The following is a 23,945-nucleotide window of genomic DNA, read 5'->3' on the forward strand; positions in this document are numbered from 1 at the left end:
ACGGTGCCAGGCTCACTTGCGCGCCCCGACGCCGATGGTGAAGGCGGCCGCTTGCGGCGCGGGCGCGGCAAAGCTTTTCTGGTATGCCGCATAGGCGGCCTGGGCGGCCTTGCCGTCCATGCCGGCCACGGGGTCGCGGTTCGCGCCCGCCTGCGGCGACAGCACTTGCCGCTGGCGCAGTTGCTCAACGCTGTGGCCGAACTGGCGGTCCAGATTCGGGGTGGCGGCGCAGCCGCTGGCGGCCAGGGCGGCCAGCAGTAGGGGAAGGAAAACGGCATGCTGCATGATGGGCTCCTATTGAATGTCCGCGCCGGCCGGCGCTGTCTGCGTGGCCGCTTCCTGCCGCGGCCGTGGCGCGGCGGCGCCTTCCATTTTTCCTTGCAAGAAGAACTCGCCGCGGCTGGGCGCCACGTAGGCGTCGGTCGGCAACACAATTTCACTATCGAGCGGCTTGACCAGGTGCGGCGTGATGATGAAGACGAGCTCCGTGCGGTCCGTCTGGAAATCGCTGCTGCGGAACAGCGCGCCCAGCACGGGTATCTCGCCCAGGAAGGGCAAGGCCTTGATATTGGTCGTCACGTTATTCTTGATCAAGCCGCCGACGGCAAAACTCTGGCCGTCGAACAGCTGCACCGTCGTGGTGGTGCGCCGCGTGGTAAAGGCCGGCAGCACCGCGTTGGCGGCGGCGCCCCCGCCGGTGGTGATGCCGATGCCTTCGCGGTTCAGCTCCGACACTTCCGGCGCCACCTTCAGGTTGATGCGTCCGCCTTCCAGCACGGTGGGCGTGAACTTGACGGCAATGCCGAATTCCTTTTCTTCCAGCGTGATCTTGTTGGTGGTGCTGTCTTGCGCGACCGGAATGAAAATCTTGCCGCCCGCCAAGAAACTGGCTTCCTGGCCACTGATGGCCATGATGTTCGGTTCGGCCAGCACCTTGACCAGGCCGTCGCGCTTTTGCGCATCGAGCGTGAGACCGTTGCCATTCTTGCCGTTGACGGCGCCCAGCTGGCTGGGGTGGCCGCTGAGCAGGTTCGACAGCAGGCCGTAGCTCCAGTTGCCGCGCGTGCCGCTGATGCCCACGCTCGCGCCCAGCTGGTCGACCAGGGTCTTCGACACTTCGGCGATCTTCACTTCCAGCATGACCTGCTGCGGCGCCGCGACCGTCAGCATATTGATGACCTTGACGCCGCCGGCGGCATTGGCAGTGCTGGCGGCGCCGTCGGCCGGCGCCGCCGCTTCGCCCGCGCCGCGCTGGGCATAGGCTTGCGCCATCTCAAGGATCTGGCTGGCCTTGACGCTGTCGCTGACCTGCCCCGACAGCACGATGCTGCCGCCGGCCGCGCCCGCCTTGACGGCATGCTCGCTGGGGAAGACATAGGCCAGCTGCGCCTGCAAGCCCTCGACGTCGATCTCGACTTCAATATCGACGATCACGGGGCGCTGCTGCCGGTCCCACAGGATCAGGTTGGTGCTGCCCGGGGCCAGGCCCCAGACGAACAGCTGGCTGGACGAGCCCAGCATCCTGGCGCCGGCCACGCGGGGATCGTTGACGGCGATCTGCGACACCGGCAGGCTCAGACTGCGCAAGGTGGACTTGCCCACAGCGATGCGCACCGGCGCGCCCAGGCGGGCGATATCGGCGCCCAGCGACATGGGCGGCGCCGCGACGGGCGTCATGACGGCCTGCCGGGAAGGCGCCGCCGCGCCGGCGCCGCCGGGCCAGGCCGGGCCCGCCGCCGCGCCGCCCAAGGCCAGGGTCAAGGCCAGGCGCATGCCCGCACCCGGGGCGTGCTTACGAAATGTGTTCATCGATCATCCTTGCTTGCCTGCTGATTTAAAATTGCTGGACGCTGGTATCCATGCCCTTGATGACGGTGACGCTGTCGCGCGCGGCAGCGCGTGCCGGGGCCGCCGGGCGCCGCGCCGCGCGCACGGGCGCTGCCGCCGGCGCCTTCAATTCCAGCAGCGACTCCTTGGTGGCGCCGCCCGTGTCGGCGGGCGCCGGATCGACCTGGTTGCGCAGCACCAGCGACAGGCTGCCCACGCTGCGCGCCAGGTCCAGCTTTTCCACCTGCTCCGGCGTCAGCTCCAGGGTCACGGCATTGACCACCTTGGGCTTGTTGTCGTCGCGGCCGGATTCCTGCGCCACGGCCAGCACCAGGATGCGTTCCAGCACGATCTTCGAAATGGCCAGCGGCCCGCCGCCCGCCGGCCTGGCGCGGTCATCCTGCGTATGCACGAGAATGTCGACGAAGTTGCCCGGCAGCGCGAAGCCGGCCACGCCCACCACGTCGTTGACGCGCACGGTCATGGCGCGCTTGCCGGCAGCGACGATGGCCGACAGGCCACCGGTGGCGCCAGGCGGCGCGAGCTTGCTTTCCAGCACAGGCTCGCCCCTGCTGACGGCGCTGCGCGTGATGCGCCCGTCCAGCGCGCCGGCCTCGCCAAACGCCCCCGGCGGCAGGGCGCCCGCCGGCCAGTCCATGCCGCGCAGCATGGCCGGCGTCACCTTCGCGCCCACGCCGATGTCAACCAGCGCGACCATTACCGTCTGGCTGGCCGGCGCGCCCTGCCCTGACATCCAGCGCGCCGCCGCCAGCACGGCGCCGCCCGCCATCAGCAGCGCCAGCAACAGCACGATCGCAACGCGGCTATTTCTCATGATTTGTCCTCTTGGTAAAACTTGGGTTTCCGCGCGCACGCGGCCATATCGCTGCCCGGCGCGTCATGCATGGCCGCCGGCCGCCAGGGCCAGGCTGATGGCGGTGCCGGCGGCAATGGCGATCGCGTACGGCAGGCTGCCGCTTGGCAGCGCGGGCGCGCCGACCTGCGGCGCCTCGCCTGCCGCGGCGCGCAGCCAGCCTTGCAACAGCAATTGCCGGGCATTGGCCAACGTCTGGCGCAGCGTGCCCTGGCACAGGGCGACGGCCAGCGCCAGCACGCCGCCAGCAAGCAGGCTGCACAGCACGACAGACACGGCGGGGCGCGGACCGACAAAGGCGCCCACCATTGCCATCAGCTTGACGTCGCCCGCGCCCAGCGCCTTCAGCGCATACATGGGCAGCAGCAAGCCCAGGCCGACGGCCAGGCCGCCCAAGGCCAGCCACGGCCCGGCCGGCGTCAGCCCGGGCAAGGCCAGGCTGTTGAGCAGCACGCCGAGCAAGGCGCCGGAAAATACCAGCCGATTGGGAATGCGCCGGCGGCGCGCGTCATGCCAGACAGCGGCGGCCAGCAGCCCCCACAAGACTATGGCGGGGCTGAACGTCCAGAAAGAATGAGGGTCCATCGTGTACCTGATGCAAGCCGAGCGCATGACGGCATGCGCATCGTTGGGCGGGAGCCGGCAGGCCGGGGCGCGTGGGCAACCGGCCTGCCGGGGTGCGACGCGGTGGGCAGGGGTGTTAGATCGCCGCGCCCGTCAACTTGGTGCCGATGGCCTTGAAGGCGCCATCGAGGCCGGTGGTGAAATAGCCGACGGCCGTGACCAGCGCCGCCGCCACCAGCGCGGCGATCAGCGCATATTCGATGGCGGTCACGCCATCTTCTTCGGCGATAAAGTTTTTAATGCAATTCATATTATTCCCTTTCAGGTCAAGTTTCAAACATGATAAAAACTGAAAACACAGTCTGAAAATAAAAACATTCACCTTGTTTTTATTTGCCAATTTCTGATGCGTGTATTTTATATAAACAAACATTAAATCGAATCAGAGAAAAGTCATTTTATATGCAGTACAAACCATCTTAATTTTTTGTCTATAATCAGGACATATGTACTGTCATTCCGCAGACAGGGACTCGGCCAGCCGGTTGCGGGTGGCGTACACATATAATTCCAGGCGGTTGGTGACATCGAGCTTGCTGTAGATCGATGTCAGATGATTGCGCAAGGTTTGCTCCGAGATAAAAGCGCGCTGGGCTATCGCGCGGTTCAGCGCGCCATTTCCCTCCACCATCATGGCGACGATCTTGCGCTCCTTCAGCGTCAGCCTGGCGATCCGCTGTTCTTCCGGATCGGGCGCCGCTTCCGGCTTGTTCAGCACGCCCAGCATGCTGTCGAGCAACGCCGGATCCAGGCACAACTCGCCCTGATGCAGGCGGACGATGGCGTCGACCATTTGCTTGACGGGCGTCTCCTTGCCCACCACCGCGCGCGCGCCGCTGCGCACGGCGCGCCCGCATGCGGCCTGGTCCTGCGTGCCGCGAAACAGCAATGCCCGCGAGACGCCATTGCCGAGCAGCTGCGGCAGATAATCGATGGCGCAGGCGTCGCCGCAGCCCAGATCGGCGTCGAGCACGATGACGTCGGGACACAGGGTCCGCGCCAGCAGCAGCGCGCCGTCGATCTCGGTGGCGCTGGCCACCACCTGCATTGCCGGCTGGGCGCCGGCGAGCAGCTGCTCCAGGCCCCACAGCCAGGTCTTGTGGTCCGACACCAGCATGACGCGTATGACATTTTTTGTTGACATGCTTTACCTCTTAACGTGTAGCCCATTCCCTTTGGGGAATGTTGTTGATCCGAATCGGGTTGCCTACGTCGTCCGCGCGCGCCTCCGCAGCCGCGCGCAGGGGAGGAAGTCATGGGGGCACGAAGGAAGAGGCGCTGGGCCGGCACGCGCAAACGCGGTGCGTGACCCACGCCGGCGGTCGCCGCACGCCGGGCGCGTGCCGATGGATGGTCAGCGCGGCCAGTGCGGGCGGGCCGCCGGCGCGCCATCGCTGCTGCCACCGCTGCTGTTGCTTACATTGCAGCATGTTTATTGCTTCACCTTGCACAACAAGTCCTTGCCTGCACGCAGGACAATCCTGACACCAGGCCTGTTTTCATACCCGCGCATATTACTCCCGGCCCTGTAGGGACGGGACCCGCACACTTGAAATAAGGCAGTTAATTTCGATTATCTTGACCTGTAATAATTTAAATGGCGGCCATGCCATTGAAAATCGATATAGAATAATCGCCAGTCAAATGGCGCAATGCCAGCCACCCGGCATTCTTCATCGCGGCACTTAACCGGATTACTCCCATGCGTTTAAAACAGGCCGACTCCCCCATATTCCGCAAGCCCGGCGCACAGGGCGGCGCCACCTTGCTGGAATTGGCCCTGATAACACCGGCCTTTCTCATGCTGATAATCGGCATCATCGAATTGAGCATGGCGTATTTTGCCAATATGACCATGCAGCACGCGGTGCGCGAAGGCGCGCGCTATGCCGTCACGGGGGCCAAGGACCTCGACCCCGACAGCGCCAACCAGCAGCGCTACCAGGCCGTGATGCAAAAAATACGCGACAGTTCCATGGGCATGTATGACAAGGTCAGCCCCGTGATCTCCGTCAACGGCAGCGATGCGGTCGGCGCCGCCATGTTCGGCCAGGCCGGCGATATCGTCGTCATCTCCGTCGATTGCCGCTGGGCGTTTGCCACGCCGATGATCCGTGCCCTGTTCCGCGACGGGCAGGCGCATTTCGTCGTGGCCGCCACCATGCGCAATGAAAGCTTTGGCGGCCTGTGATGCGCGCCCGCCCTCCTGCGCCGCGCGCCGCGCGCGGCATCGCCGCCGTGGAACTGGCCATCGTGCTGCCGCTGCTGGCGCTGCTGCTGTTCATGCTGGCCGACCTGTCGCGCGCCATCCAGGCCAAGACCATCCTGCTCAACATCAGCCGCGAAGGCGCCAACCTGGCCTCGCGCTCCACGTCCGACCTGGGCGGCTCGGGCCAGGCCATCATGAATGCGCTGGCCGCCAGCACGCCGCCGCTGGACATGAAGAGGCGCGGCATGATCTACATCACCAAGATCATGGGCTACACGGCGAAAAGCGGCTTGCGCAATATCGTGCTGGAACAATACCGCTGGGAGGCCGGCGCCAGGGCCAGCGGCTACCTGCCCGCCAGCCAGGTGTGGCAGTGCGGCAGCTGGAGCGACGGCACGTGCACCGGCATCGCCAGGGACGAGCATGCCCCCACGGTGGCATTGATGCAGAACCAGTTGGCCGATGGCGAACTGATCTACGCCGTGGAAACGTTCTACGATTTCGACATGCTGTTCGGCACCTTGAAATTTGGCAACAGCACGACGCCCGTGCTGGGCCCCGATCTCACTTCGATGACGGTATTCTGATGCGCACTCCACACACACGGCAAGGCGGCCAAGTGCTGATCATGGTGGCGCTGTCGGCCGTCGTCCTCATCGCCTCGGTGGGCCTGGCCGTCGATTCCGCCCTCGGCTACTTCGTCAAGGCCAAGCTCAATGCGGCCGTCGACTCGGCCAGCCTGGCGGCGGCGCGCGGCATCACGGCGGGCAATTCGGAAGCGGAACAGCGGGCCAGCGCGCGCCAGTCGGCCAGGGAGTTTTTCGACATTAATTATCCGGACAACTTCCTGCTCTCGACGCCGGTCCTCAATCCCGTCGACGTCACGTTCGACAGAGGCACCGTCACCATCGACGTCTCGGCCACCGCCTCGCTGCCCGTCTCGCTGATGGGCATACTCGGCTTCAAGACCCTGAACGTGGCGGCCAGCGCGCAAACCATCCGCAAGGACCTGGACATGGTGCTGGTGATGGATACGTCCGGTTCGCTGAAAAACAATGCGGACGCCGTGCGGGCGGCGGGCAAGTCCTTCCTGGACAAATTCAATTCCACGGTCGACCGGGTCGGCTTGCTGCACTTCGCTTCGGAGGCGCAGATCGATGTCCCGATCAGGCAGGTCGAGCGCGGTTTCGACCGCGGCAGCATGACCATGAAAAATGGAAAGATCGATCAATTCACGTTTGTCGGCGGCACCAATTCTTCCGCCGGCATGTTCCAGGCGCGCAAACAGCTGAACGATATCGAGCAACTGAACCGCTCCAGCCTGCGCGTCATCGTGTTTTTTTCCGATGGCTCGCCGGCGGCATTTTCCGCTTACTTTCCCAACAAGGACAACAAATGCAAGGACGCAGGCGGCCTCGCCACCTTTCCGAAACTGCAAAACCCGGCATTGGCGGGCCTGTACAGGATGAAAGTGAGCGACTCGCTCCAATACGGCGATTGCGCCGCCAGTCAGATCACCGGGCTTCCCGCATGGTATAACGCGAATAATGACGCGGCGCTGCGCGAGTTTCCCATCGTCACCAATACGCCCCGCGTCGTGACCGCTTCCACCGCAACGGCGCAAGCGCAATGGACGAATGTGCACCGCGCCTCGCGCAACCTGGTCGAAGCGATGGCGGCAAAAGCGCGCCAGGAGGGCATTTTCGTCTTTACCCTGGGCATGGGCGCCTCGCTGAAAACCAAGGAAGGGCCGGACAACGAGCTGGGCGAAGACTTGCTGCGCTGCCTGGCCAACACCACCGATGCAAAGGCGGCTTGCCGCAAGCCGGCCGAACCCGCGGGCCTGTACTGCTATGCGGCCACCGAAAGCGAGCTGAGCCCATGTTTCACGCGGCTCGCTTCGGCCATCCTGCGCATTTCCAGATAAGGCCCGGCCGCCCTCTAGAAGGCAAAGCAGCTGCAGCCCAGGGTGCCCCAGAAGCCGGAAAAGTCACTGATCGGCACGGCCGACTTGCGCGCCCGGTCGTGCGCATGCGCATGCACGCCGCAGGCGCCCGCGCACTGGTGCGGCAGCATGGCTTGCGCCTGCGCCGGCCTGGCCACGGGGCGGTAATGGCCGGGCACCGTGCGCACGGGCGACCATTCGGGCAGCACAGGGATCGCCGGCGGCGCCAGCGAGGAAAATGGCCCCTGGCCGTAGACGACCTTGCCGCCCACCATGGTCAGCACGGATTCGATGGACTTGATCGCCTCTTCCGGCACCGCGAAATAATCAGCCGACAGCACGGCAAGGTCGGCCAGCATGCCTTCGCGGATGCGCCCCTTCTTGCCCTGCTCGCTCGAGAACCAGGCGCTGCCCGCCGTCCACAGCTCCAGCGCCGTGTCGCGCGAGAGCCTGCCCGCCGCATCCGTCAGGGCCAGGCCGCCCACGGTGCGCCCCGATACGAGCCAGTACAGCGCCGTCCACGGGTTGTAGCTGGCGACCCTGGTCGCATCCGTGCCGCCGCCCACGGGCACGCCCGCGTCCAGCATGCGCTGCACGGGCGGCGTGGCCTTGGCCGCCTCAAAACCGTAGCGCTCGACAAAGTATTCGCCCTGGAAAGCCATGCGGTGCTGGATGGCCAGGCCGCCGCCCAGCGCCTTCACGCGGTCGATATTTTCCGGACTGATGGTTTCAGCGTGGTCGAACAGCCAGTGCAAGCCGCCGAACGGCGTGTCGCGGTTGACCTTTTCAAACACGTCGAGCATGCGGCCGATCGATTCGTCATAGGTGGCGTGCAGGCGGAACGGCCAGCGCTGCTCGACCAGGTGGCGCACGACCTTTTCCAGCTCGTCTTCCATGCCGGCCGCCAGCTCGGGACGCGGCTCGAGGAAATCCTCGAAGTCGGCGGCGGAAAACACCAGCATTTCGCCGGCGCCGTTGTGCCGGTAGTAATCCGTGCCGTCGCCGTGCTTGATCATGCCCGTCCACTTCTGGAAGTCCTGCAATTCCGCGCCCTTGTTTTGCGTGAACAGGTTGTAGGCGATGCGGATCGTCAGCTGCTCCTTTTGCGCCAGTTCGTCGACGACGGCGTAATCCTCGGGATAATTCTGGAAGCCGCCGCCCGCGTCGATGGCGCTGGTGATGCCGAGACGGTTGAGTTCGCGCATGAACTGGCGCGTGGAATTGACCTGCAATTCCAGCGGCAGCTTCGGGCCTTTCGCCAGGGTCGCATACAGGATCATGGCGTTCGGCCGGGCGATCAGCAAGCCGGTGGGGTTGCCCGATGCATCGCGCACGATTTCGCCGCCCGGCGGGTTCGGCGTGTTCTTGTCGTAGCCGACGGCGCGCAGGGCGGCGCGATTCAGCAGGGCGCGGTCGTACAGGTGCAGGATGAAGACGGGCGTGTCGGGCGCGGCCGCGTTGATTTCGTCCAGCGTCGGCATGCGCTTTTCCGCGAACTGGAATTCCGTCCAGCCGCCCACCACGCGCACCCACTGCGGATTCGGCGTGCGCAGCGCCTGCTCCTTGAGCATGCGCAGGGCGTCGGCCAGCGAGGGCACGCCTTCCCAGCGCAATTCCAGGTTATAGTTCAAACCGCCCCGTATCAGGTGCAGGTGCGAGTCGTTCAGGCCGGGAATCACGGTGCGGCCGCCCAGGTCGATCAGCTGCGTGGCGGGGCCGCGATGACGCATCACGTCTTCAAGGTCGCCGACGGCGAGGAATTTGCCATCGGCGATGGCGACGGCGGACGCCAGCGGCTGCGTCCTGTCGACCGTGTGGAAACGGCCATTGAGCAAGATCGTGCTTGCGTGCATGGAAACTCCCGGTTCAGGTGAAGAATACCGCCCCGCCGGCGGGCGGCGGTGGCGCGATATCAATGAAAGCTCAATGGCCTTCGCTGGCGTTGAACATGGATTTGGCGTAGATCAAGCCCAGGCCATAGCCGCCGCCGTGCGCCACGGCCGTCGCCACCGTCTCGTTGTAGGTCTCGCCGCGGGCCCAGTCGCGCTGCAGTTCCAGCAGGTATTGCACGGACGTCATCGGCTGCGCGCCCGCCTGTATCATGCGCTGCATGGCCATCGCATGCGCTTCGTCGGACACGTCGCCGCTGGCGTCGGCGATCACGTAGACCTCGAAACCCTGCTCCAGCGCCGACAGCGCAGGGCCCACGATGCAGACGGAGGTCCACAGGCCGGCCAGCACGATCTTGCCCTTGCCGTAGCCATTCACCTTGTCGGCGATGCGCGCGTCTTCCCAGGTATTCATGCTGGTGCGGTCGATCGGCGCCTGCTCGGGGAAGACGGACTGGATCTCGTCAAAGATGGGGCCGGAGAACGATTTGGCGGCCACCGTCGTCAGAATCGCCGGCACCTTGAACTCCGCCGCCGCCTTGGCCACCAGGGCCGCATTGTTGCGCAGCAAGGCCAGGTCGATCGAGCGGGTGGCGAACGCCATCTGCGACTGGTGGTCGATCATGATCAGGGTATGATCGTTTGGAGTCAGCAGTTTGTGGGCGGCTTGGGCGGTGGCGATAGGCATGATGTTTTCCTTAGTGAAAATAATTGAATATGAAAAAAGAGAGGTCCTTGTACGGCGCTTCTGCTCCTGCCCTTGCGTCACGCTGTGTGTGCCGGGCCAGTGCTGTGCAGTATGGACGAGATACTTTGAAAACAAAAACGGAAAGAATGCCAAGCTATGTGCAATTTTTTCGATGATATAAAATAAGCACACCGGCAGACGCACAAGGGGAAGAACATGGGATTTGAATTCAGGATCGCGGCCAGCCTGGCGCCGCGCCAGCGCCAGCACCTCGAACAGCTGCTGGCGGCGCTGCCGCAGGCGCCGCGCGCGACCAGCGGCGCCATGCCCGACACCGACGCCAGGCTGACGGACGCCGGTCTGTATATATGCCAGCACCTGCGCCCCGACCCGTGGCATGGCCTGGACGCCGTGCGCGGCTACCTCGAGGCGCAGGGCGTCAGCTACACCGTCGACGAGATCGACGACTAGGCCGGCTACAGGGTCCCCTCCAGCATCAGCCGCCAGCTGCGGTAGCTGCCCGTATCGAGCGTGCGCAGCAGGCTGCGCGCGCCATCCGCATACAGGCTGCGCGTGCGGTAATCCTGCCCCAGCAGGTTGGCGCCCGACAGGCGCAGGCGCAGCCTGTCGCTGACTTTCCACAACGCGTACATATCGAGTTCGCGCTTGGCGCCCTGCCAGGCCAGCAGCTGGCCGGACTCGCGCGAGCGCCCGCCCGCCTGGTAATTCAGGTCTGCGCCCAGGCTCAGGGGCAGGCGGGCCAGCTGGTAGTCCCCTCCCACGTTGGCGCTCCACGGCAGCTGGCTGTCGAGGCGGCTATCGGGGCCGGGCACGGCATCGAGCCTCGACCAGTTGCGCGCCACGTTGGCCCGCAAATCCAGCGCGGGGGCGCCCGCCCACAGCGCCGTCAAGGGCAGCTTCGCTTCCAGCGCGATCGAGCGCACGCCGGCATGTCCCTGGTTGACGGGCGTGCTCACCCAGCGCCCGTTGTCCTGATACAGGCGCTCCAGCATCACGTCGCTGATGCGCCGCAGCGAGGCGCTGGCGCCCAGCATGGCGCCCGCGCCCGGATAGTATTCATAGGCGGCATCGAGGCCCCACGCCAGTTCCGGGCGCAGCGCCGGATTGCCCTGGGTGTCGGGATTCGTGGGACTGTTGCCATTGTCGACCGTGTACGGGCGCGGGATCAGCTCGAAAATCTGCGGCGCCTTGTAGGTGCGCGTGACGGCTAGGCGCACCTGCTGCTTGCCGCCGGACTTCCACAGGCTTTGCAGCAAGGGGCTCCATACCTGCGCGCGCACGTCGACCGGCTCGCCGCCGCCCGTGGCGCTGGCCGTGCGCCAGGTTTCCCAGCGCAAGCCCAGGTACAGCGACCAATGCGCGGAAAGTTCCCATTCATCCTGCGCGAACAGGGCCAGGCGCCGCACCGTGGCCGCATAATCTTCGTCGCTGAGCACGGGAAGGCCACCCGGCTCCAGCTGGCGTTCGCGGCGAAAATCCGTGCGCCGGCGGTACCCCGCATCCCAGCCCGCCGCCAGCGCGTGGTGTTCGCCCAGCGCGCGGCGGTAGGTGCCGCTCGCCTGCACGCCCACCTCGTCCAGGCCCGAATCGACCAGGCGCGTGATGCCCTGTCCCGGCGCCGCGCCGCGGCCCAGGAACTGATAATCATTGGCGCGGTGGTTGACGCTGGCGCCCAGCTTCACGTCGAGACTGGCGCCATGGTCGAGCTTGCGCAGCCAGTGCAGGTCGCTGCGCACGGTGCTGCTGTCCTGGTTGAAATGCGCCTGGGTCTCCGGATAGGCGGTCGTGCCGCCCAGGTAAGCCGTTTCCAGCGCGTGGCGGCGGCTGGCCAGGCGGCGCACGTTGACCAGGCTTTGCCAGGCCAGGCTGCCCTCCCCCGCCAGCGCCCATTGCACGCGGGGCGCCAGCTCGATGCCGTCGCTCGTCACGCGCTCGGTGAGCGGCACGTGGCGCACCACCGTGGGCGCACCGCCGCCATCGAATTCGCGGTTCCACTCGTCGAGCAGCGCTTCGCGTCCCGTATGGCTGAGCGTGCCGGCCAGCGCGTACGACAGGCGTCCATCCTTGTCCGACCACTGCACGGTGGCGCTGCCGGCGGGCATGCCGTGGCTGGCGGACGCGCCCAGCTTGAACGTGCGTTCGCGCCGCCCGCCCGATTTTTTCAGCACGATGTTGATGGAACCGGCGATCGCCTGGGTGGAAAATTCCGCCGTGGCGGCGCGCATGATTTCCACGCGCTCGACCAGTTCCGGGTCCAGGGCGTCGAGCGAAAAGCCGGGCGCCACGGGCACGCCATCGAGCATGATCAAGGTATAGCCCTGGCCCAGGCCGCGCATCTGGATTTGCCCGCCAGCGGCGCCCGCAGCCGCGCCGGACGGCCCGCCGATGGAAATGCCGGGCAGGCGCTTCAGGGCGTCGGACAGCACGCGGTCGCCCTGGCGCATCAATTCATCGCGGCCGACGACGATGGCGGCGACGGTGTCGTTGCGGCGCTGCTCCGCCTTGCCCGCATGGACCGTCACGGAAGGGAGAATGTCTTCGGCACGGACGTGCGCCGTCAACGGCAGCGCGAGGCTGCACAACAAGATACTCAATCGCATGGGGATTCCCGAAAGAAAGGATATTTCAGTGAAAACCAAGAGCCTCACGCCGGGGCAGACCCTGCCGAGTCCGCCCCCGTTTGTTGTTCCTGGGTGACAAAAAACCGTACGGCGTCAGCGGCCGAACTGCTCCTTGCGCATGCGCAGGGCCCGCTCGCTGGCGTTGGCATCCAGGCCGGCCAGCCAGCGCTGCGGATCTTGCACGCGGCCGTCCTGGCGCACCTGGAAGTGCAGGTGCGGCCCCGTCGCGCGGCCCGTGTCGCCCACCGTGCCGATGCGCTGGCCGGCCTCGACGATGGCGCCGTCTTCCAGCGCGACGCTGTCGAGGTGGACGTACACCGATTGCAGTCCGCCGCCATGGGCGATGTGCACGGCCTTGCCCAGCCAGTCGTCCCGCGTCACCGTGGCGATGCCATCGGCCACTGCCTGCACGGGCGTGCCGCGCCGCGCCGCCAGGTCAATCCCGCGCAAGCCCTTCTGCGTGATGGGGCGCACCACGCCAAAGAAACCCGTGACGCGCATGGTGGCGAGCGGATTGCGCCACGGCGCATGGACAGGCGCCGCGGCCGAAAGCGGGGCCGGGCTGGCAAGGGACGCGGCCGATGTCCAGGCCCTTACGGGCTGCATTGCCGGTGCCGGCTGCAAGGCCAGTGCCGGCTGCAAGGCCACGCTGGCCGCACCCAGCGCGCACAGGGCCAGGCCCATGGCCAGCCGGGCGCACCAGTGCATCTTGACGGCGCTGCTGTCGCGCATGCGGGCCACGCGCTCCAGCATGCTGTCGGGCTGGCCGCCAAACGCCAGGCCGGCAGGGGAACGGGTTTGCAGACCCAGCTGGCGCACCAGCGCGGCCGCATATTCCCGGCGCTGCTGCTGCGGACGTCCAGCCAGCACATGGCGGTCGCAGCCCAGTTCCTGCGCCCAGGCCAGCTTGCCTGCCAGCCAGCGCGCTGCCGGGTTGAACCACAACAGCAGTTGCACGCCGCTGGCCAGCAGCTGGAGCACGGGATCGCGGCGGCGCGCATGCGTCAGTTCGTGTTCGATGACCAGTTGCTGCTGCTCGGCCGTGAATTGCCGCAAATGCGCGGGCAACAGCAAACGTTGCCGCCACACGCCCACCAGCATGGCCGAGATGGGCGCGTCGATTTCCAGCACGGCGGTGCGCTGGGCTTGCAGCTGGCGCAGTTGCTCCGGCGCAAACGCGCCATGCGCGGCCAAGGCTGCCGGCGCCAGCGGCCGCGCCGCCTGGAGCAAGGTCCGCAGCGTGCCGCGGCTACGCCAGCGGCGCCACGCCAGCACGGCCAGGCCCAGCGGATACACACCCAGCCAGAGCGTGGCCAGCATGCTCAGCCAGGTCATCACCGATGGCGCTGCCACCAGCGGCGCAGGCATGGGCGCGGAGCGTGGCGCGGGTGCGGCCATCGGCAAAGCCGCCTCGGGCGCTGCCTGCGCGGCGGCGGACAGGCTGAACTCGGGTACCACGCTGATCTGCGGGCCCTGCGGCAGCAGCGGCAGCAGGAACACGCCAGCCAGCACCAGCGCGGCCACCAGCCATGCGCTGCGCTGGGCCGCCAGCGCGGGCCAGCGCCCCTGCGCCAGGTGCAGCAAGCACTGCAGCAGCAAGCCGGCGCACAGGCAGGCGGCCGTCGCCTGCAACAAGGTCAGGGCGAACAGGGTCATGGCCTATTCCTTCGCGTCCGCAGGCCAGTCGTGCAGCAGCTGTTCCAGCGCCGCCAGTTCCTGCTGGTCCACCAGTTTGCTGCCCGTAAACATACTGACCGGCAAGGGGCTGTCGATCTCCATCACGCGCCGGCCAAAGTCGTGGGCAAACGCAGCCAGGGTGGCCACCTTGTCCACGTTGGACTCATACACGAGCACGCCGTGCACGCTGCGCTGCAGCAGCATGCCCTTGTCCAGCATGCGTTCTAGCGTCTTGCGCGTGGAGGAAAACGACCAGCCCAGCTCTTCTTCCACGCGGGCATGCAATTCGCGCGCGGACAGCGGATGGTCTTTCCACAAGGCTTTCAATAAAGACAGTTCGGTGACGGAGGGCGTGCTCATGGTGCATCCTTTGAGTGACTATTGACGCAATTATGCGACAACAGTCACACGCACGCAAGCGGTATTTGCGACAGCTGTCGCATGCACTCGGACGCCGCCATTAAAACTCGTCCCACTCATCGTCCCCGGGGCGCTGCTTGCCGGCCGGAACTTGCGGCGCATGGCGCGCCACGGGCTTGCCGCTGAGGCGGGCGGGAGCGCGCGCCACCTTGAGCGGCACGGGGCGGCGCACGGCGGGCCGGGGTGCCGGCGCCGTGATGGCGTCTGCCTGCGCCGTCTTGAACACGGCCACCGCATCGGCCAGCCGGGCGGCCTGCTCCTGCATGGCTTCGGCAGCCGCGGCCGCCTCTTCCACCAGTGAAGCGTTTTGCTGGGTCACGTGATCCATTTCGCTGATGGCCTGGTTGACCTGTTCAATGCCGGTCCGCTGCTCGTCGCTGGCGGCCGCGATCTGCCCCACGATGCTGCTGACCTTGTGCACGCTGTCGACGATCTCGTGCATGGTACTGCCCGCCTCGTCGACCAGGCGCGCGCCGCTCTCCACCTGCGTCACCGAATCGTTGATCAGGGCCTTGATTTCCCTGGCGGCCTGGCTTGATCGTTGCGCCAGGTTGCGCACTTCGGTGGCGACGACGGCAAAGCCGCGCCCCTGCTCGCCCGCCCGGGCCGCCTCCACGGCCGCGTTCAGGGCCAGGATATTCGTCTGGAAGGCGATGCCGTCGATGACGCCGATGATGTCGACGATCTTGCGCGAGGAGGCATTGATCGACCCCATGGTGTCGACCACTTGCGCCACCACGGCGCCGCCCTTGCCAGCCACGGCAGAGGCCGACGCCGCCAGGCCGTTGGCTTCGCGGGCATTCTGCGCGTTCTGCTGTACCGTGCCAGTCAGTTCCTCCATCGACGAAGCGGTTTCTTCCAGCGAACTGGCCTGCTGTTCCGTGCGCGACGACAGGTCGAGATTGCCCGAGGCAATCTGGCGCGAGGCCGTGGCGATGGCTTGCGTGCCGCCCCGCACTTCGGTGACGATGTGCAGCAGGCTGGCCGCCATCTCCTTCAATGCCTGCATCAACTCGCCTGTCTCATCCTTCGAGCGCACCGCCACCCGCACCGTCAGGTCGCCCTGCGCCACCTGCCTGGCCACGTCGATGGCCGAGCGCAAGGGTCCGCTGATATTTCTTGCCAGCCACATCGCCACCAGGCCGGCCAGCACCAGGGCCACCAGGCCGCCACCGAGCAAGACCCAGCGCGTTTGCAGCTGCAGGCCGGCCAGCGCCTGCGAACGCTGCGCCAGCAGCGCCGTTTCCGCCTCGCCCACCTCCTTGAGCAGCGCGCGCATGGCATCCATGCCCTGCTTGCCGCGGCCTTCTTTTTCCAGCGCCAGCACGGGCTCGATGGCGGCCGTGCCCTGCGCCACGGCGCGCCGCAGGGCGATCACGGGATCGAGCGCGCGGGCCAGCCAGGCTTGCTGAGCGGCATCGAGTTTCGCCAGGCGTTCCTGCTGGGCAGGATTGTCGCTGGTCAGGGCGCGCGTCTTGTCCAGATGCGCGCGGAATGCCGCCTTGCCCAGCACATATGGTTCCAGCGACGCCTCCGCGCCCGTGATCACGTAGCCGCGCTGCCCCGTTTCCATATTGATCAAGCTTTCCAGGATGGCATCATTTTCACTGAGCACCTGATAAGTATGGGTATTGATGGCGTTGGCGTCGGCCAGTTTCGAGAAATTCAAAGTAGCAACAGCGACCAGGACGGCCAGCAGCAGGACAATGGCGCCAAAACCGCCGTACAGGCGGGTGGCGATGCGAAGATCGGCAATGCGCATGGTATTCCTCCAGGAACAAGAACCCCGGCAGCGCGGCCATCCCCCGCGCAAGGGGTGCAGACAGGAATTTTACCCAGAATTACGCCAGGGCAGCGCGCCATTGCCTCACTTTTCTTTACTTGCGACATTGCAAACCTGAAACAAAACAGGCGCGTTTTTGCCAGGCTGTTATACTTCGCGTGTGCGGCACATATGACCAGTCCCCTTGCCGCTGTCTTTCGACCCCTAATCTGATTGCCTGCGACTGGCGCCCCACGATGGCGACAGGCCGATCTCACAATAAAGTTACCATGTCCTTTTCCTCCCTCGGATTGTCCGACGCTATCGTACGTGCCGTTACCGAACACGGCTACACCGTGCCGACCCCCATCCAGTCGCAGGCGATTCCCGCCGTGCTCGCTGGTGGCGACTTGCTGGCCGGCGCACAAACCGGCACCGGCAAGACGGCCGGCTTCACCCTGCCCGTGCTGCACCGCCTGTCGACCGACGCGAATGGCGCGGCCATCACCAGCAACACCTCGACGCGTCCGATCCGCGCCCTGATCCTGGCGCCGACGCGCGAACTCGCCGCCCAGGTCGAGGAAAGCGTGCGCGCCTACAGCAAGTACACCAAGCTGAATTCGGCCGTGATCTTCGGCGGCGTCGGCATCAACCCGCAAATCAAGCAATTGAAGCATGGCGTCGACATCCTCGTCGCCACGCCGGGCCGCTTGCTCGACCACATGGGCCAGGGCACCGTCGACCTGTCGAAGGTGGAAATCCTGATCCTGGACGAAGCCGACCGCATGCTCGACATGGGCTTCATCCGCGACATCAAGAAAGTGCTGGCCGTGCTGCCGCCGAAACGCCAGAACCTGCTGTTCTCGGCCACCTTCTCGGAAGAGATCAAGGCCCTGGCCGACGGCTTGCTGAACAAGCCGGCCATGATCGAAGTGGCGCGCCGCAATTCGACCGTGGAAGTGATCAAGCAAAAGATCCATCCCGTCGACCGCGACAAGAAGCACCCGATGCTGTCCTACCTGATCAAGTCGAACAACTGGACGCAAGTGCTGGTCTTTACGCGCACCAAGCATGGCGCCAATAAGCTGGTCGAGCAGCTGGGCGCGGACGGCATCGGCGCCCTGGCCATCCACGGCAACAAGAGCCAGTCGGCCCGCACGCGCGCCCTGTCCGAGTTCAAGGACGGCACCCTGCAAGTGCTGGTCGCCACCGACATCGCCGCGCGCGGTATCGACATCGACCAGTTGCCGCACGTCGTCAACTACGACTTGCCGAACATTCCGGAAGACTATGTGCACCGTATCGGCCGCACGGGCCGTGCCGGCGCCAAGGGCGAAGCCGTATCGCTGGTCTGCGTGGATGAGCACGAAATGTTGAAAGACATCGAAAAGCTGATCAAGCAAACCCTGCCGCGTGAAGTCATCCCCGGCTTCGAACCGGACCTGAACGCCCGCGCCCAGCCTGTGCAACTGCGCAGCGGCACCGGCGGCCACCGCAACAACAGCCGCGCGCCAGCCGGCGCCGTGGTGCGCGTGAAAACGGGCGGCGGCGGCGCCAAGCCACGCAGCGCCGGCCCAGCGGGCGGCGGTGGCGGCGGCAACCGTTCCGGCAATGCGCCGCGTTCGGCGGCCTCCCACCGCTCCGGCGGCCGCGGCCGCTAATACCCGCTTGTAAGCGCGTATCGCAGCAATCAAAACCGTTCCAGGACTTGCTTCTGGAACGGTTTTTTCATGCACGCCACCTTTTGCCGATTTGGGCTAGGATAGTATCCATCTTCCTCACCTGCGTGCCGCCATGCCGAACTTCGCTGCCAATCTCAGCATGATGTTTACCGAACTGCCCTTCCTCGACCGCTTTGCCGCCGCCAGGGAAGCGGGCTTCGATGCCGTCGAGTTTTTGTTTCCCTATGCCGTCGAGGCGCGGCAGATCGCCATGCGGCTGGAACGCCACCATCTGCAGCTGGCCGTCTTCAACTTCCCGCCCGGCGACTGGGAGCACGGCGAGCGGGGCATCGCCTGCGACCCGCGCCGGGGAGAGGAATTCCGCAGCAACGTGCAGCTGGCGCTCAACTATGCGCTGGCGCTGGGGGCGAAACAGCTGCACTGCATGTCCGGCATCGTGCCGCCCGGCATGAGCCTGGAGCGGGCGCGGCAAAGCCTGATCGGCAACCTGCAATTTGCGGCCGACGCCTGCCGTCCGCACGGCATCAACGTGCTGATCGAGCCGATCAACCGCTACGACATGCCCGGTTACTTTCTGAACCATAGCCAGCAGGCGGCCGACATCATCGCCGACTGCCAGCGCGGCAATATCTTCCTGCAGTACGACATTTATCACATGCAGCGCATGGAGGGCGAGCTGAGCAACACCATCCGCGCCCTGCTGCCCCTGATCCGCCACATCCAGATCGCCGACACGCCGGGCCGCCACGAACCGGGCACGGGCGAGATCAACTACCGCCACCTGTTCAAGCTGCTGGACCAGGTCGGCTACGCGGGCTGGGTCGGCTGCGAATACCGTCCCGCCAGCGACACCTTGGCCGGACTGGGCTGGCGCGAGCAATTAACGGCCACGACGGGCACGATGGGCGCCTGATCGCAGCGCGCTTGCGCCCGCACAAGGCGGGCAGCGCAGGCCGGCACGACAATACCTTTCCATACAGTATTTCCTGTCGAGAGGTGACGTGTCCGCCCTGCCTGCCCGCCTTCGCCGCGCCCTGTGCCTCAACCTGTACCTGAGCCTCTTCCTGGCCGTCGTGCTGTGCGGCTGCGCCAGCCCGCGCACCGACCTGGCGCAAGTGCGCGCCCTGGCCGCCGGCACCGATGCCTTGACCGCCTTCGGCGAACTGTCGCAGCGCCACGTGGACAGCTACCAGCGCGCCCGACCCTACCTGTCGCCGGCCGAAGACGCGCGCGAACGCGTGCTCGATGCGCAGCGCCGCGCCGCGCAGGCGGACGTCGCGCGCCTGGCGCAAGCCGTGCGCCTGTACCTGCAGGCGCTGGGCCGGCTGGCGAATGCCGATGCGTATGACGTGCAGGCGGAACTGGCCGGCGCCGGCGCCGCCATCCGCGCCTGGCCCGGCAGCGGCATCGACGACCGCCACGTCAGCGCCTACACCCTGTTGCTGCAGCAGCTGTCGCGCCTGGGCGGCGCGGCCAGCCAGCAGGCGCACCTGGCGCAAGTGCTGCACGACGGCGACGCGCCCCTGCAAGCCCTGCTGGCCGCGCTCGACAGCTTGCTGGCGCTGTACGACAAAAGCGGCGACAACGAGCGCGACATCGTGCTCGGCTTGCTCGACGTGGAAATCGCGTATGCGGACACGCCGCGGCAGCGCCTGCTGGCCGTGCTGGCGAAAACCATGCAGCAAAGCAAAACCGAAGAATACCGGCTGCTAGGCCTGCGCCATACCCTGGCGCGCCGGCAACTGGCGGCACTGGCGCGCGGCCACGCGCAGCTGGCCGCCGCCCTCACCACCACGGAGGCAAGATGGACGGATCGGTAGGCAGGAGCGGCGGCAGCGAACGCCGCGAAGCGGCCCTCAGCAGCGCCATGCGCGTCGAGCAACTGGCCGACAGCCTGTCGCAGGCGGCCGTCACCTTGCACGGCGCCGTCATGCGCGCCATCCGCAAGCGCGCCAGCCAGGGCGCCAACGGCATCAGCCACAGCCAGGCGCAAGCCGTCTTCGCCCTGGAAGTGGCCTTGCGCCAGCAAGCCAACCAGCTGTATGCCGATGCGGCCGGGCATACGGTAATGGGCCTGGAAACGGCGCAGCGCCAGCTCAGCGGCCTGCTCGACACGGTGCGCCTGCGCATCGCCCGCAACGACGACGTGCGGCACTGGATCAGCCTGGCGACGAGCTTGTTGCACCTGGGCAGCGCCGTCCTGGCCGGCAATCCCGAGCGCATCCTCAGCACCCTGGGCAAGGTGCGTGAGCGGCTGCAAGAGATGGCGCCGGACTGATTGAAATCGGCCGGCGAGCGCCTATACTGGGACGTCCCCGCCTGGCAATCGTGCCTGCGGGGCGATTGCCAGAGGAGACCAACATGCGTATCGAACCGTATTTGCAATTCGATGGAAACTGCGCGCAAGCGCTGGAATACTACCGCCAGCACCTGCATGGCACCGACCTGTGCCTGATGCCGTATCGCGGCACGCCGATGCAGGAGCAAGTCAAGGAAGACTGGTATGACAAGATCATGCACGGCTCCGTGCAGCTGGGTCCCACCATGCTGATGGGCTCGGACGGCGGCTGCGACGAGGGCGCCAAGGGCATGAGCGGCAGCTCGATCTGCCTGACCGTCGATACGCCGGAGGAGGCGGAGCGGGTCTTCGACGCGCTGGCGCGTGACGGCAACATCCAGATGCCCCTGGAGGAAACGTTCTGGGCCAAGCGCTTCGGCATGCTGAAAGACCAGTTCGGCGTGGCCTGGATGGTCAACTGCCTGAAAGAGCCAGCATAGATCGGCCCGCGCCTGCCTGCGCCGCATCAAACGCTGCGCGGGCAGTAGCGCAAGCAGAAGCGCCCATCCTGGACTACCATAGAGGAGTGACTCCTATCGGGGACCGCCATGAATGGATTGCCGCAAGACCAGCTACAGCGCCTGCAGGGCGTGCTGGAGCAACGCAAGCTGGCGCTGCAGGAACAGATCGAGAATGAAACGGCCGAGGCCGATGCGCGCGCCTCGCTGCTCAATGAAGTCGAAGCCTCGCCGGCCGACAATGCCAGCGTGCGCACCTTGAACGCCCTCGTCAGCGAAGCGGCCGAGCACAATCAGGCGCAGCTGGCCATCATCAAGCACGCGCTGGCCAAGTTTGCCGACGGCAGCTACGGCCTGTGCGACAACTGCGGCGAAGCCATCGGCCTGTCGCGGCTGAACGCGCGCCCCGAAGCGCGGCTGTGCATCGATTGCCAGACGCGGCTGGAGAAAGCCCGCCGCCCGCTACCATGACGGCAGCATGACGGCGGCACAACAACAAAGGGCAAGGCATCGCTGCCCTGCCCCCTGTTTTCCAGCGTGACTACCATGCTGCCTGCCGTCCTCCGCCAGCGTCTATGCGCCGGCTGGGTGGACGGGTCTCCTCTACTGCCATTGCCCAGCTTCAAGTGTCCCGCGGCACCCCGGATCAGCTCATGTGCTGTCCGCCATTGATGGCGATATTCGCGCCCGTGACGAATGCCGCCTCGTCGGACGCCAGGTATGCCACCAGGGCCGCCACCTCGTCCGGCTCGCCCAGGCGGCCCAGGGGAATCTGCGGCAGGATCTTCGTTTCCAGGATATCGGCCGGCACGGCCGTCACCATCTGCGTGCGCAGGTAGCCGGGCGAGACCGTGTTGACGGTGATGCCGTGGCGCGCCACTTCCAGCGCCAGCGCCTTGCTGAAGCCATGCACGCCGGCCTTGGCGGCCGCGTAGTTGCACTGGCCAAACGCGCCCTTCTGGCCATTGACGGACGAGATATTGATGATGCGGCCCCATTTCTGTTCCAGCATGGGTTCCAGCACCTGCTTGCTCATGTTGAACAGGCTGTCGAGATTGGTGCGCATGACCTCGGACCAGTGCGGCAACTCCATCTTGCGCATGCTTTGGTCGCGCGTGATGCCCGCGTTGTTGACCAGCACGTCGATGCGGCCGAATTGCGCCAGCACCCTGCCGACGGCTTCGCTGCAGGCAGCAAAATCCGTCACGTCGAGCGCCAGCGGATGAAAATAATACTGCTGCGACTGCTGCTCGTCGAGCCAGCTTTCCACCCGCGTGTTGCCCGGCGTATGCGCCGCCACGACGGCAAAGCCCGCCGCATGCAGGCGGCGGCACAAGGCCGTGCCCAGGCCGCCCATGCCGCCCGTCACCAACGCTACCTTTTGTTCCTTCATTGCTGTCTCTCCCCGCTTGTTATGGTTGTTCTGCGTGGGATCAAGTGTAGGTGGCGCTTTTGAAGCGGGCATTGCGCCAGATCAAAGGCCCGGTCTGCTTACTGCCGCGTTCGTCTGCGCTGTGTCCACATGCGAGAAATTATCAGAATCATACTCATCGGAGAGGTGATGGCACCTCGGCGGGCAAGGCAGATAATCCTTGCCTGATGGCATGATCCAAAGGAGAACGCGATGGAAATCCAGGACGACACAGAAGCATTGAGGGACTTGTTCAACGACATCAATCCCGGCATGAGCGACGTGGAATCGGTGCATCAGGCGGAGCTCGATCCACAGCATGCGCTGGCCCTGATGGCCAACCCGAAGGCGGCGCTGAAGGCCATGGGCATCCCCGTCAGCGACGCCTCGCAAGTGCAGGTGACCATGAAGAACCGTGCCAGCCGCGCCATGCTGGAGGTGGCGCAAAAGGCGGCTCAATTGCGGCGCATCATCGTCATCGTGATTCACTATCGCAACTGCGACGCCGATATCATCATCATCGCCATGAGCTGAAGCGACAAGCGCCGGCCGCAGTCGTGCGCGGCCGGCGCCCCGGACTGTGCCAGAATGGCCGCTACTGCACAGCGAGAGGACAGGCCATGACGTACAAGACCGTATTGCTCCACATCGACGACGGCGCCGGGCGCGCCGCCCGCATCGCAGCGGCGGCCAGCATCGCTCAGGCGTGCGGCGGCCACCTGACGGGCGTGGCGCTGACGGGCGTGTCGCGCCTGCTGTACCAGCACCAGCCCGACCTCGATGCGGACCCGAACCTGAGCTTGCATCTGAACTTCCTGCGCGAGCGGGCCACGCGCGCCCTCGACGGTTTCGAGCAGCAGGTGCGCGCGGCCGGCGTCGCCTCGTTCGAACAGCGCGTGCTCGACGACGAGGCGGCGGGCGGCATCAGCCTGCTGGCCCGCTATGCGGACCTGGTGGTCATCAGCCAATACAATGCCAAGGATAAATCGCCGTCCGTGATGCGCGACTTTCCCGCCTATGTGCTGCTGCATTCGGGCCGGCCCGTGCTGATCGTGCCGTATGCGCCGCCGCTGCCCCTGCTGGCGCCGCCGGCAGGGGCGCGCAATGTACTCATTTCCTGGAACGCCAGCAAGGAAGCGAGCCGCGCCGTGACCGCCGCCCTGCCCCTGCTGCAGCGGGCTGAACATGTGCATGTGGCCATCTTCGACGCCCAGGTGCATGCGGCCGAACACGGCGAACAGCCAGGCGCGGAACTGCTGCAGTACCTGGCGCGCCACGGCGTGGAAGCGCGGCTGCATTTGCTCGATGGCGGCGGCGTGCGGCGCGGCGATATCGGCGAAGCGCTGCTGTCGCAAGCCGCCGACCTGTCGGCCGACTTGCTGGTGATGGGAGCGTATGGCCATTCGCGCCTGCGCGAAACCATCCTGGGCGGCGTCACGCGCACGATTCTGCAGAGCATGACCATCCCCGTGCTGATGGCGCACTAGGCTCTTGGCAAG

The 23,945-nt window shown here is 66.0% G+C and carries 25 protein-coding genes; 12 read left to right on the top strand and 13 right to left on the bottom strand.

Features of this window, described 5'->3' with window-relative positions; translation table 11 throughout:
- Positions 1-12: 12 nt before the first annotated feature.
- The 6 genes from AC07VH_RS26545 to AC07VH_RS26570 all read right to left on the bottom strand — a co-directional run bounded on the left by AC07VH_RS26545 (position 13) and on the right by AC07VH_RS26570 (position 4,469).
- Positions 13-285: a hypothetical protein gene (locus AC07VH_RS26545; RefSeq protein ID WP_494789239.1), complete on the bottom strand. Its 273-nt coding sequence runs from the start codon at positions 283-285 to the stop codon at positions 13-15.
- Positions 286-294: 9 nt separating this feature from the next.
- A complete protein-coding gene (locus AC07VH_RS26550; protein ID WP_494789240.1) occupies positions 295-1,809 on the bottom strand; it encodes a type II and III secretion system protein family protein in 1,515 nt (504 codons plus the stop codon).
- Between the two features lie 25 nt (positions 1,810-1,834).
- Positions 1,835-2,662 (bottom strand): Flp pilus assembly protein CpaB, encoded by an 828-nt coding sequence (gene cpaB / locus AC07VH_RS26555; RefSeq protein ID WP_489628230.1) that lies wholly within the window; start codon positions 2,660-2,662, stop codon positions 1,835-1,837.
- 63 nt (positions 2,663-2,725) lie between these two features.
- On the bottom strand, positions 2,726-3,286 hold the full coding sequence (locus tag AC07VH_RS26560) for an A24 family peptidase (protein WP_494789241.1): 561 nt from the start codon (positions 3,284-3,286) through the stop codon (positions 2,726-2,728).
- Between the two features lie 115 nt (positions 3,287-3,401).
- Positions 3,402-3,575, bottom strand: coding sequence for a Flp family type IVb pilin (locus AC07VH_RS26565; protein WP_070304077.1), 174 nt, complete (start codon positions 3,573-3,575; stop codon positions 3,402-3,404).
- Positions 3,576-3,779: 204 nt separating this feature from the next.
- Entirely contained in the window at positions 3,780-4,469 is a 690-nt protein-coding gene (locus AC07VH_RS26570; RefSeq protein ID WP_494789242.1) for a LuxR C-terminal-related transcriptional regulator, read from the bottom strand.
- A gap of 558 nt (positions 4,470-5,027) precedes the next feature.
- Here AC07VH_RS26570 and AC07VH_RS26575 point away from each other — a divergent pair.
- The 3 genes from AC07VH_RS26575 to AC07VH_RS26585 are packed head-to-tail and all read left to right on the top strand — an operon-like array spanning position 5,028 to position 7,461.
- On the top strand, positions 5,028-5,516 hold the full coding sequence (locus tag AC07VH_RS26575) for a TadE family protein (RefSeq protein WP_475413674.1): 489 nt from the start codon (positions 5,028-5,030) through the stop codon (positions 5,514-5,516).
- Complete coding sequence (locus AC07VH_RS26580) at positions 5,516-6,121, top strand: TadE/TadG family type IV pilus assembly protein (protein ID WP_489628233.1); 606 nt, start codon at positions 5,516-5,518, stop codon at positions 6,119-6,121. The genes AC07VH_RS26575 and AC07VH_RS26580 overlap by 1 nt, the downstream gene beginning before the upstream one ends.
- Complete coding sequence (locus tag AC07VH_RS26585; protein ID WP_494789243.1) at positions 6,121-7,461, top strand: vWA domain-containing protein; 1,341 nt, start codon at positions 6,121-6,123, stop codon at positions 7,459-7,461. The genes AC07VH_RS26580 and AC07VH_RS26585 overlap by 1 nt, the downstream gene beginning before the upstream one ends.
- Before the next feature lie 14 nt (positions 7,462-7,475).
- On the opposite strand, the gene AC07VH_RS26590 is transcribed toward AC07VH_RS26585, so the two are convergent.
- Positions 7,476-9,332, bottom strand: coding sequence for an amidohydrolase (locus tag AC07VH_RS26590; protein ID WP_494789244.1), 1,857 nt, complete (start codon positions 9,330-9,332; stop codon positions 7,476-7,478).
- 70 nt (positions 9,333-9,402) lie between these two features.
- Positions 9,403-10,056, bottom strand: a complete 654-nt coding sequence (locus AC07VH_RS26595; protein ID WP_489628236.1) for a hydrolase — start codon at positions 10,054-10,056, stop codon at positions 9,403-9,405.
- A gap of 216 nt (positions 10,057-10,272) precedes the next feature.
- Here AC07VH_RS26595 and AC07VH_RS26600 point away from each other — a divergent pair, with 216 nt between their 5' ends.
- A complete protein-coding gene (locus AC07VH_RS26600) occupies positions 10,273-10,527 on the top strand; it encodes a hypothetical protein (RefSeq protein ID WP_489628237.1) in 255 nt (84 codons plus the stop codon).
- Positions 10,528-10,532: 5 nt separating this feature from the next.
- Here the strand turns inward: AC07VH_RS26600 and AC07VH_RS26605 are convergent, their stop codons facing one another.
- The 4 genes from AC07VH_RS26605 to AC07VH_RS26620 all read right to left on the bottom strand — a co-directional run bounded on the left by AC07VH_RS26605 (position 10,533) and on the right by AC07VH_RS26620 (position 16,557).
- Positions 10,533-12,677, bottom strand: a complete 2,145-nt coding sequence (locus AC07VH_RS26605; RefSeq protein WP_494789245.1) for a TonB-dependent receptor plug domain-containing protein — start codon at positions 12,675-12,677, stop codon at positions 10,533-10,535.
- Between the two features lie 114 nt (positions 12,678-12,791).
- On the bottom strand, positions 12,792-14,354 hold the full coding sequence (locus AC07VH_RS26610) for a M56 family metallopeptidase (RefSeq protein ID WP_494789246.1): 1,563 nt from the start codon (positions 14,352-14,354) through the stop codon (positions 12,792-12,794).
- A gap of 3 nt (positions 14,355-14,357) precedes the next feature.
- Positions 14,358-14,735, bottom strand: a complete 378-nt coding sequence (locus tag AC07VH_RS26615; RefSeq protein WP_436542119.1) for a BlaI/MecI/CopY family transcriptional regulator — start codon at positions 14,733-14,735, stop codon at positions 14,358-14,360.
- A 100-nt stretch (positions 14,736-14,835) separates the two neighbouring features.
- Positions 14,836-16,557 (bottom strand): methyl-accepting chemotaxis protein, encoded by a 1,722-nt coding sequence (locus AC07VH_RS26620; RefSeq protein ID WP_494789247.1) that lies wholly within the window; start codon positions 16,555-16,557, stop codon positions 14,836-14,838.
- 290 nt (positions 16,558-16,847) lie between these two features.
- On the opposite strand from AC07VH_RS26620, the gene AC07VH_RS26625 reads away from it, so the two are divergent.
- The 6 genes from AC07VH_RS26625 to AC07VH_RS26650 all read left to right on the top strand — a co-directional run bounded on the left by AC07VH_RS26625 (position 16,848) and on the right by AC07VH_RS26650 (position 21,506).
- Entirely contained in the window at positions 16,848-18,218 is a 1,371-nt protein-coding gene (locus AC07VH_RS26625) for a DEAD/DEAH box helicase (RefSeq protein WP_475413682.1), read from the top strand.
- 133 nt (positions 18,219-18,351) lie between these two features.
- On the top strand, positions 18,352-19,152 hold the full coding sequence (gene otnI, locus AC07VH_RS26630) for a 2-oxo-tetronate isomerase (RefSeq protein ID WP_475413683.1): 801 nt from the start codon (positions 18,352-18,354) through the stop codon (positions 19,150-19,152).
- Between the two features lie 88 nt (positions 19,153-19,240).
- The gene (locus tag AC07VH_RS26635; protein ID WP_494789248.1) at positions 19,241-20,059 is read left to right on the top strand and encodes a hypothetical protein; all 819 of its coding nucleotides are present in this window, start codon (positions 19,241-19,243) and stop codon (positions 20,057-20,059) included.
- Positions 20,044-20,517, top strand: a complete 474-nt coding sequence (locus AC07VH_RS26640; RefSeq protein WP_475413685.1) for a hypothetical protein — start codon at positions 20,044-20,046, stop codon at positions 20,515-20,517. Before AC07VH_RS26635 ends, AC07VH_RS26640 begins: the two co-directional genes overlap by 16 nt.
- Positions 20,518-20,600: 83 nt before the next feature.
- The gene (locus AC07VH_RS26645) at positions 20,601-21,017 is read left to right on the top strand and encodes a VOC family protein (RefSeq protein ID WP_475413686.1); all 417 of its coding nucleotides are present in this window, start codon (positions 20,601-20,603) and stop codon (positions 21,015-21,017) included.
- Between the two features lie 108 nt (positions 21,018-21,125).
- Complete coding sequence (locus tag AC07VH_RS26650) at positions 21,126-21,506, top strand: TraR/DksA family transcriptional regulator (RefSeq protein WP_475413687.1); 381 nt, start codon at positions 21,126-21,128, stop codon at positions 21,504-21,506.
- 175 nt (positions 21,507-21,681) lie between these two features.
- Here AC07VH_RS26650 and phbB read toward each other — a convergent pair whose 3' ends face one another.
- Positions 21,682-22,428, bottom strand: a complete 747-nt coding sequence (gene phbB / locus AC07VH_RS26655; RefSeq protein WP_494789249.1) for an acetoacetyl-CoA reductase — start codon at positions 22,426-22,428, stop codon at positions 21,682-21,684.
- Between the two features lie 231 nt (positions 22,429-22,659).
- Between phbB and AC07VH_RS26660 the strand changes: the two genes are divergently transcribed.
- Both AC07VH_RS26660 and AC07VH_RS26665 read left to right on the top strand, forming a co-directional pair.
- A complete protein-coding gene (locus AC07VH_RS26660) occupies positions 22,660-22,980 on the top strand; it encodes a hypothetical protein (RefSeq protein ID WP_071324588.1) in 321 nt (106 codons plus the stop codon).
- Between the two features lie 86 nt (positions 22,981-23,066).
- Complete coding sequence (locus AC07VH_RS26665) at positions 23,067-23,933, top strand: universal stress protein (protein ID WP_475413689.1); 867 nt, start codon at positions 23,067-23,069, stop codon at positions 23,931-23,933.
- Positions 23,934-23,945 lie beyond the last annotated feature (12 nt).

The organism is Janthinobacterium sp. GW821-FHT03C10 (genome assembly GCF_059420865.1).

Bases quoted from the DNA above. Each gene is read 5' to 3' on its own strand.
- AC07VH_RS26545 (WP_494789239.1), bottom strand. From the start codon at position 285: ATGCAGCATGCCGTTTTCCTTCCCCTACTGCTGGCCGCCCTGGCCGCC.
- AC07VH_RS26550 (WP_494789240.1), bottom strand. From the start codon at position 1,809: ATGAACACATTTCGTAAGCACGCCCCGGGTGCGGGCATGCGCCTGGCC.
- cpaB (WP_489628230.1), bottom strand. From the start codon at position 2,662: ATGAGAAATAGCCGCGTTGCGATCGTGCTGTTGCTGGCGCTGCTGATG.
- AC07VH_RS26560 (WP_494789241.1), bottom strand. From the start codon at position 3,286: ATGGACCCTCATTCTTTCTGGACGTTCAGCCCCGCCATAGTCTTGTGG.
- AC07VH_RS26565 (WP_070304077.1), bottom strand. From the start codon at position 3,575: ATGAATTGCATTAAAAACTTTATCGCCGAAGAAGATGGCGTGACCGCC.
- AC07VH_RS26570 (WP_494789242.1), bottom strand. From the start codon at position 4,469: ATGTCAACAAAAAATGTCATACGCGTCATGCTGGTGTCGGACCACAAG.
- AC07VH_RS26575 (WP_475413674.1), top strand. From the start codon at position 5,028: ATGCGTTTAAAACAGGCCGACTCCCCCATATTCCGCAAGCCCGGCGCA.
- AC07VH_RS26580 (WP_489628233.1), top strand. From the start codon at position 5,516: ATGCGCGCCCGCCCTCCTGCGCCGCGCGCCGCGCGCGGCATCGCCGCC.
- AC07VH_RS26585 (WP_494789243.1), top strand. From the start codon at position 6,121: ATGCGCACTCCACACACACGGCAAGGCGGCCAAGTGCTGATCATGGTG.
- AC07VH_RS26590 (WP_494789244.1), bottom strand. From the start codon at position 9,332: ATGCACGCAAGCACGATCTTGCTCAATGGCCGTTTCCACACGGTCGAC.
- AC07VH_RS26595 (WP_489628236.1), bottom strand. From the start codon at position 10,056: ATGCCTATCGCCACCGCCCAAGCCGCCCACAAACTGCTGACTCCAAAC.
- AC07VH_RS26600 (WP_489628237.1), top strand. From the start codon at position 10,273: ATGGGATTTGAATTCAGGATCGCGGCCAGCCTGGCGCCGCGCCAGCGC.
- AC07VH_RS26605 (WP_494789245.1), bottom strand. From the start codon at position 12,677: ATGCGATTGAGTATCTTGTTGTGCAGCCTCGCGCTGCCGTTGACGGCG.
- AC07VH_RS26610 (WP_494789246.1), bottom strand. From the start codon at position 14,354: ATGACCCTGTTCGCCCTGACCTTGTTGCAGGCGACGGCCGCCTGCCTG.
- AC07VH_RS26615 (WP_436542119.1), bottom strand. From the start codon at position 14,735: ATGAGCACGCCCTCCGTCACCGAACTGTCTTTATTGAAAGCCTTGTGG.
- AC07VH_RS26620 (WP_494789247.1), bottom strand. From the start codon at position 16,557: ATGCGCATTGCCGATCTTCGCATCGCCACCCGCCTGTACGGCGGTTTT.
- AC07VH_RS26625 (WP_475413682.1), top strand. From the start codon at position 16,848: ATGTCCTTTTCCTCCCTCGGATTGTCCGACGCTATCGTACGTGCCGTT.
- otnI (WP_475413683.1), top strand. From the start codon at position 18,352: ATGCCGAACTTCGCTGCCAATCTCAGCATGATGTTTACCGAACTGCCC.
- AC07VH_RS26640 (WP_475413685.1), top strand. From the start codon at position 20,044: ATGGACGGATCGGTAGGCAGGAGCGGCGGCAGCGAACGCCGCGAAGCG.
- AC07VH_RS26645 (WP_475413686.1), top strand. From the start codon at position 20,601: ATGCGTATCGAACCGTATTTGCAATTCGATGGAAACTGCGCGCAAGCG.
- AC07VH_RS26650 (WP_475413687.1), top strand. From the start codon at position 21,126: ATGAATGGATTGCCGCAAGACCAGCTACAGCGCCTGCAGGGCGTGCTG.
- phbB (WP_494789249.1), bottom strand. From the start codon at position 22,428: ATGAAGGAACAAAAGGTAGCGTTGGTGACGGGCGGCATGGGCGGCCTG.
- AC07VH_RS26660 (WP_071324588.1), top strand. From the start codon at position 22,660: ATGGAAATCCAGGACGACACAGAAGCATTGAGGGACTTGTTCAACGAC.
- AC07VH_RS26665 (WP_475413689.1), top strand. From the start codon at position 23,067: ATGACGTACAAGACCGTATTGCTCCACATCGACGACGGCGCCGGGCGC.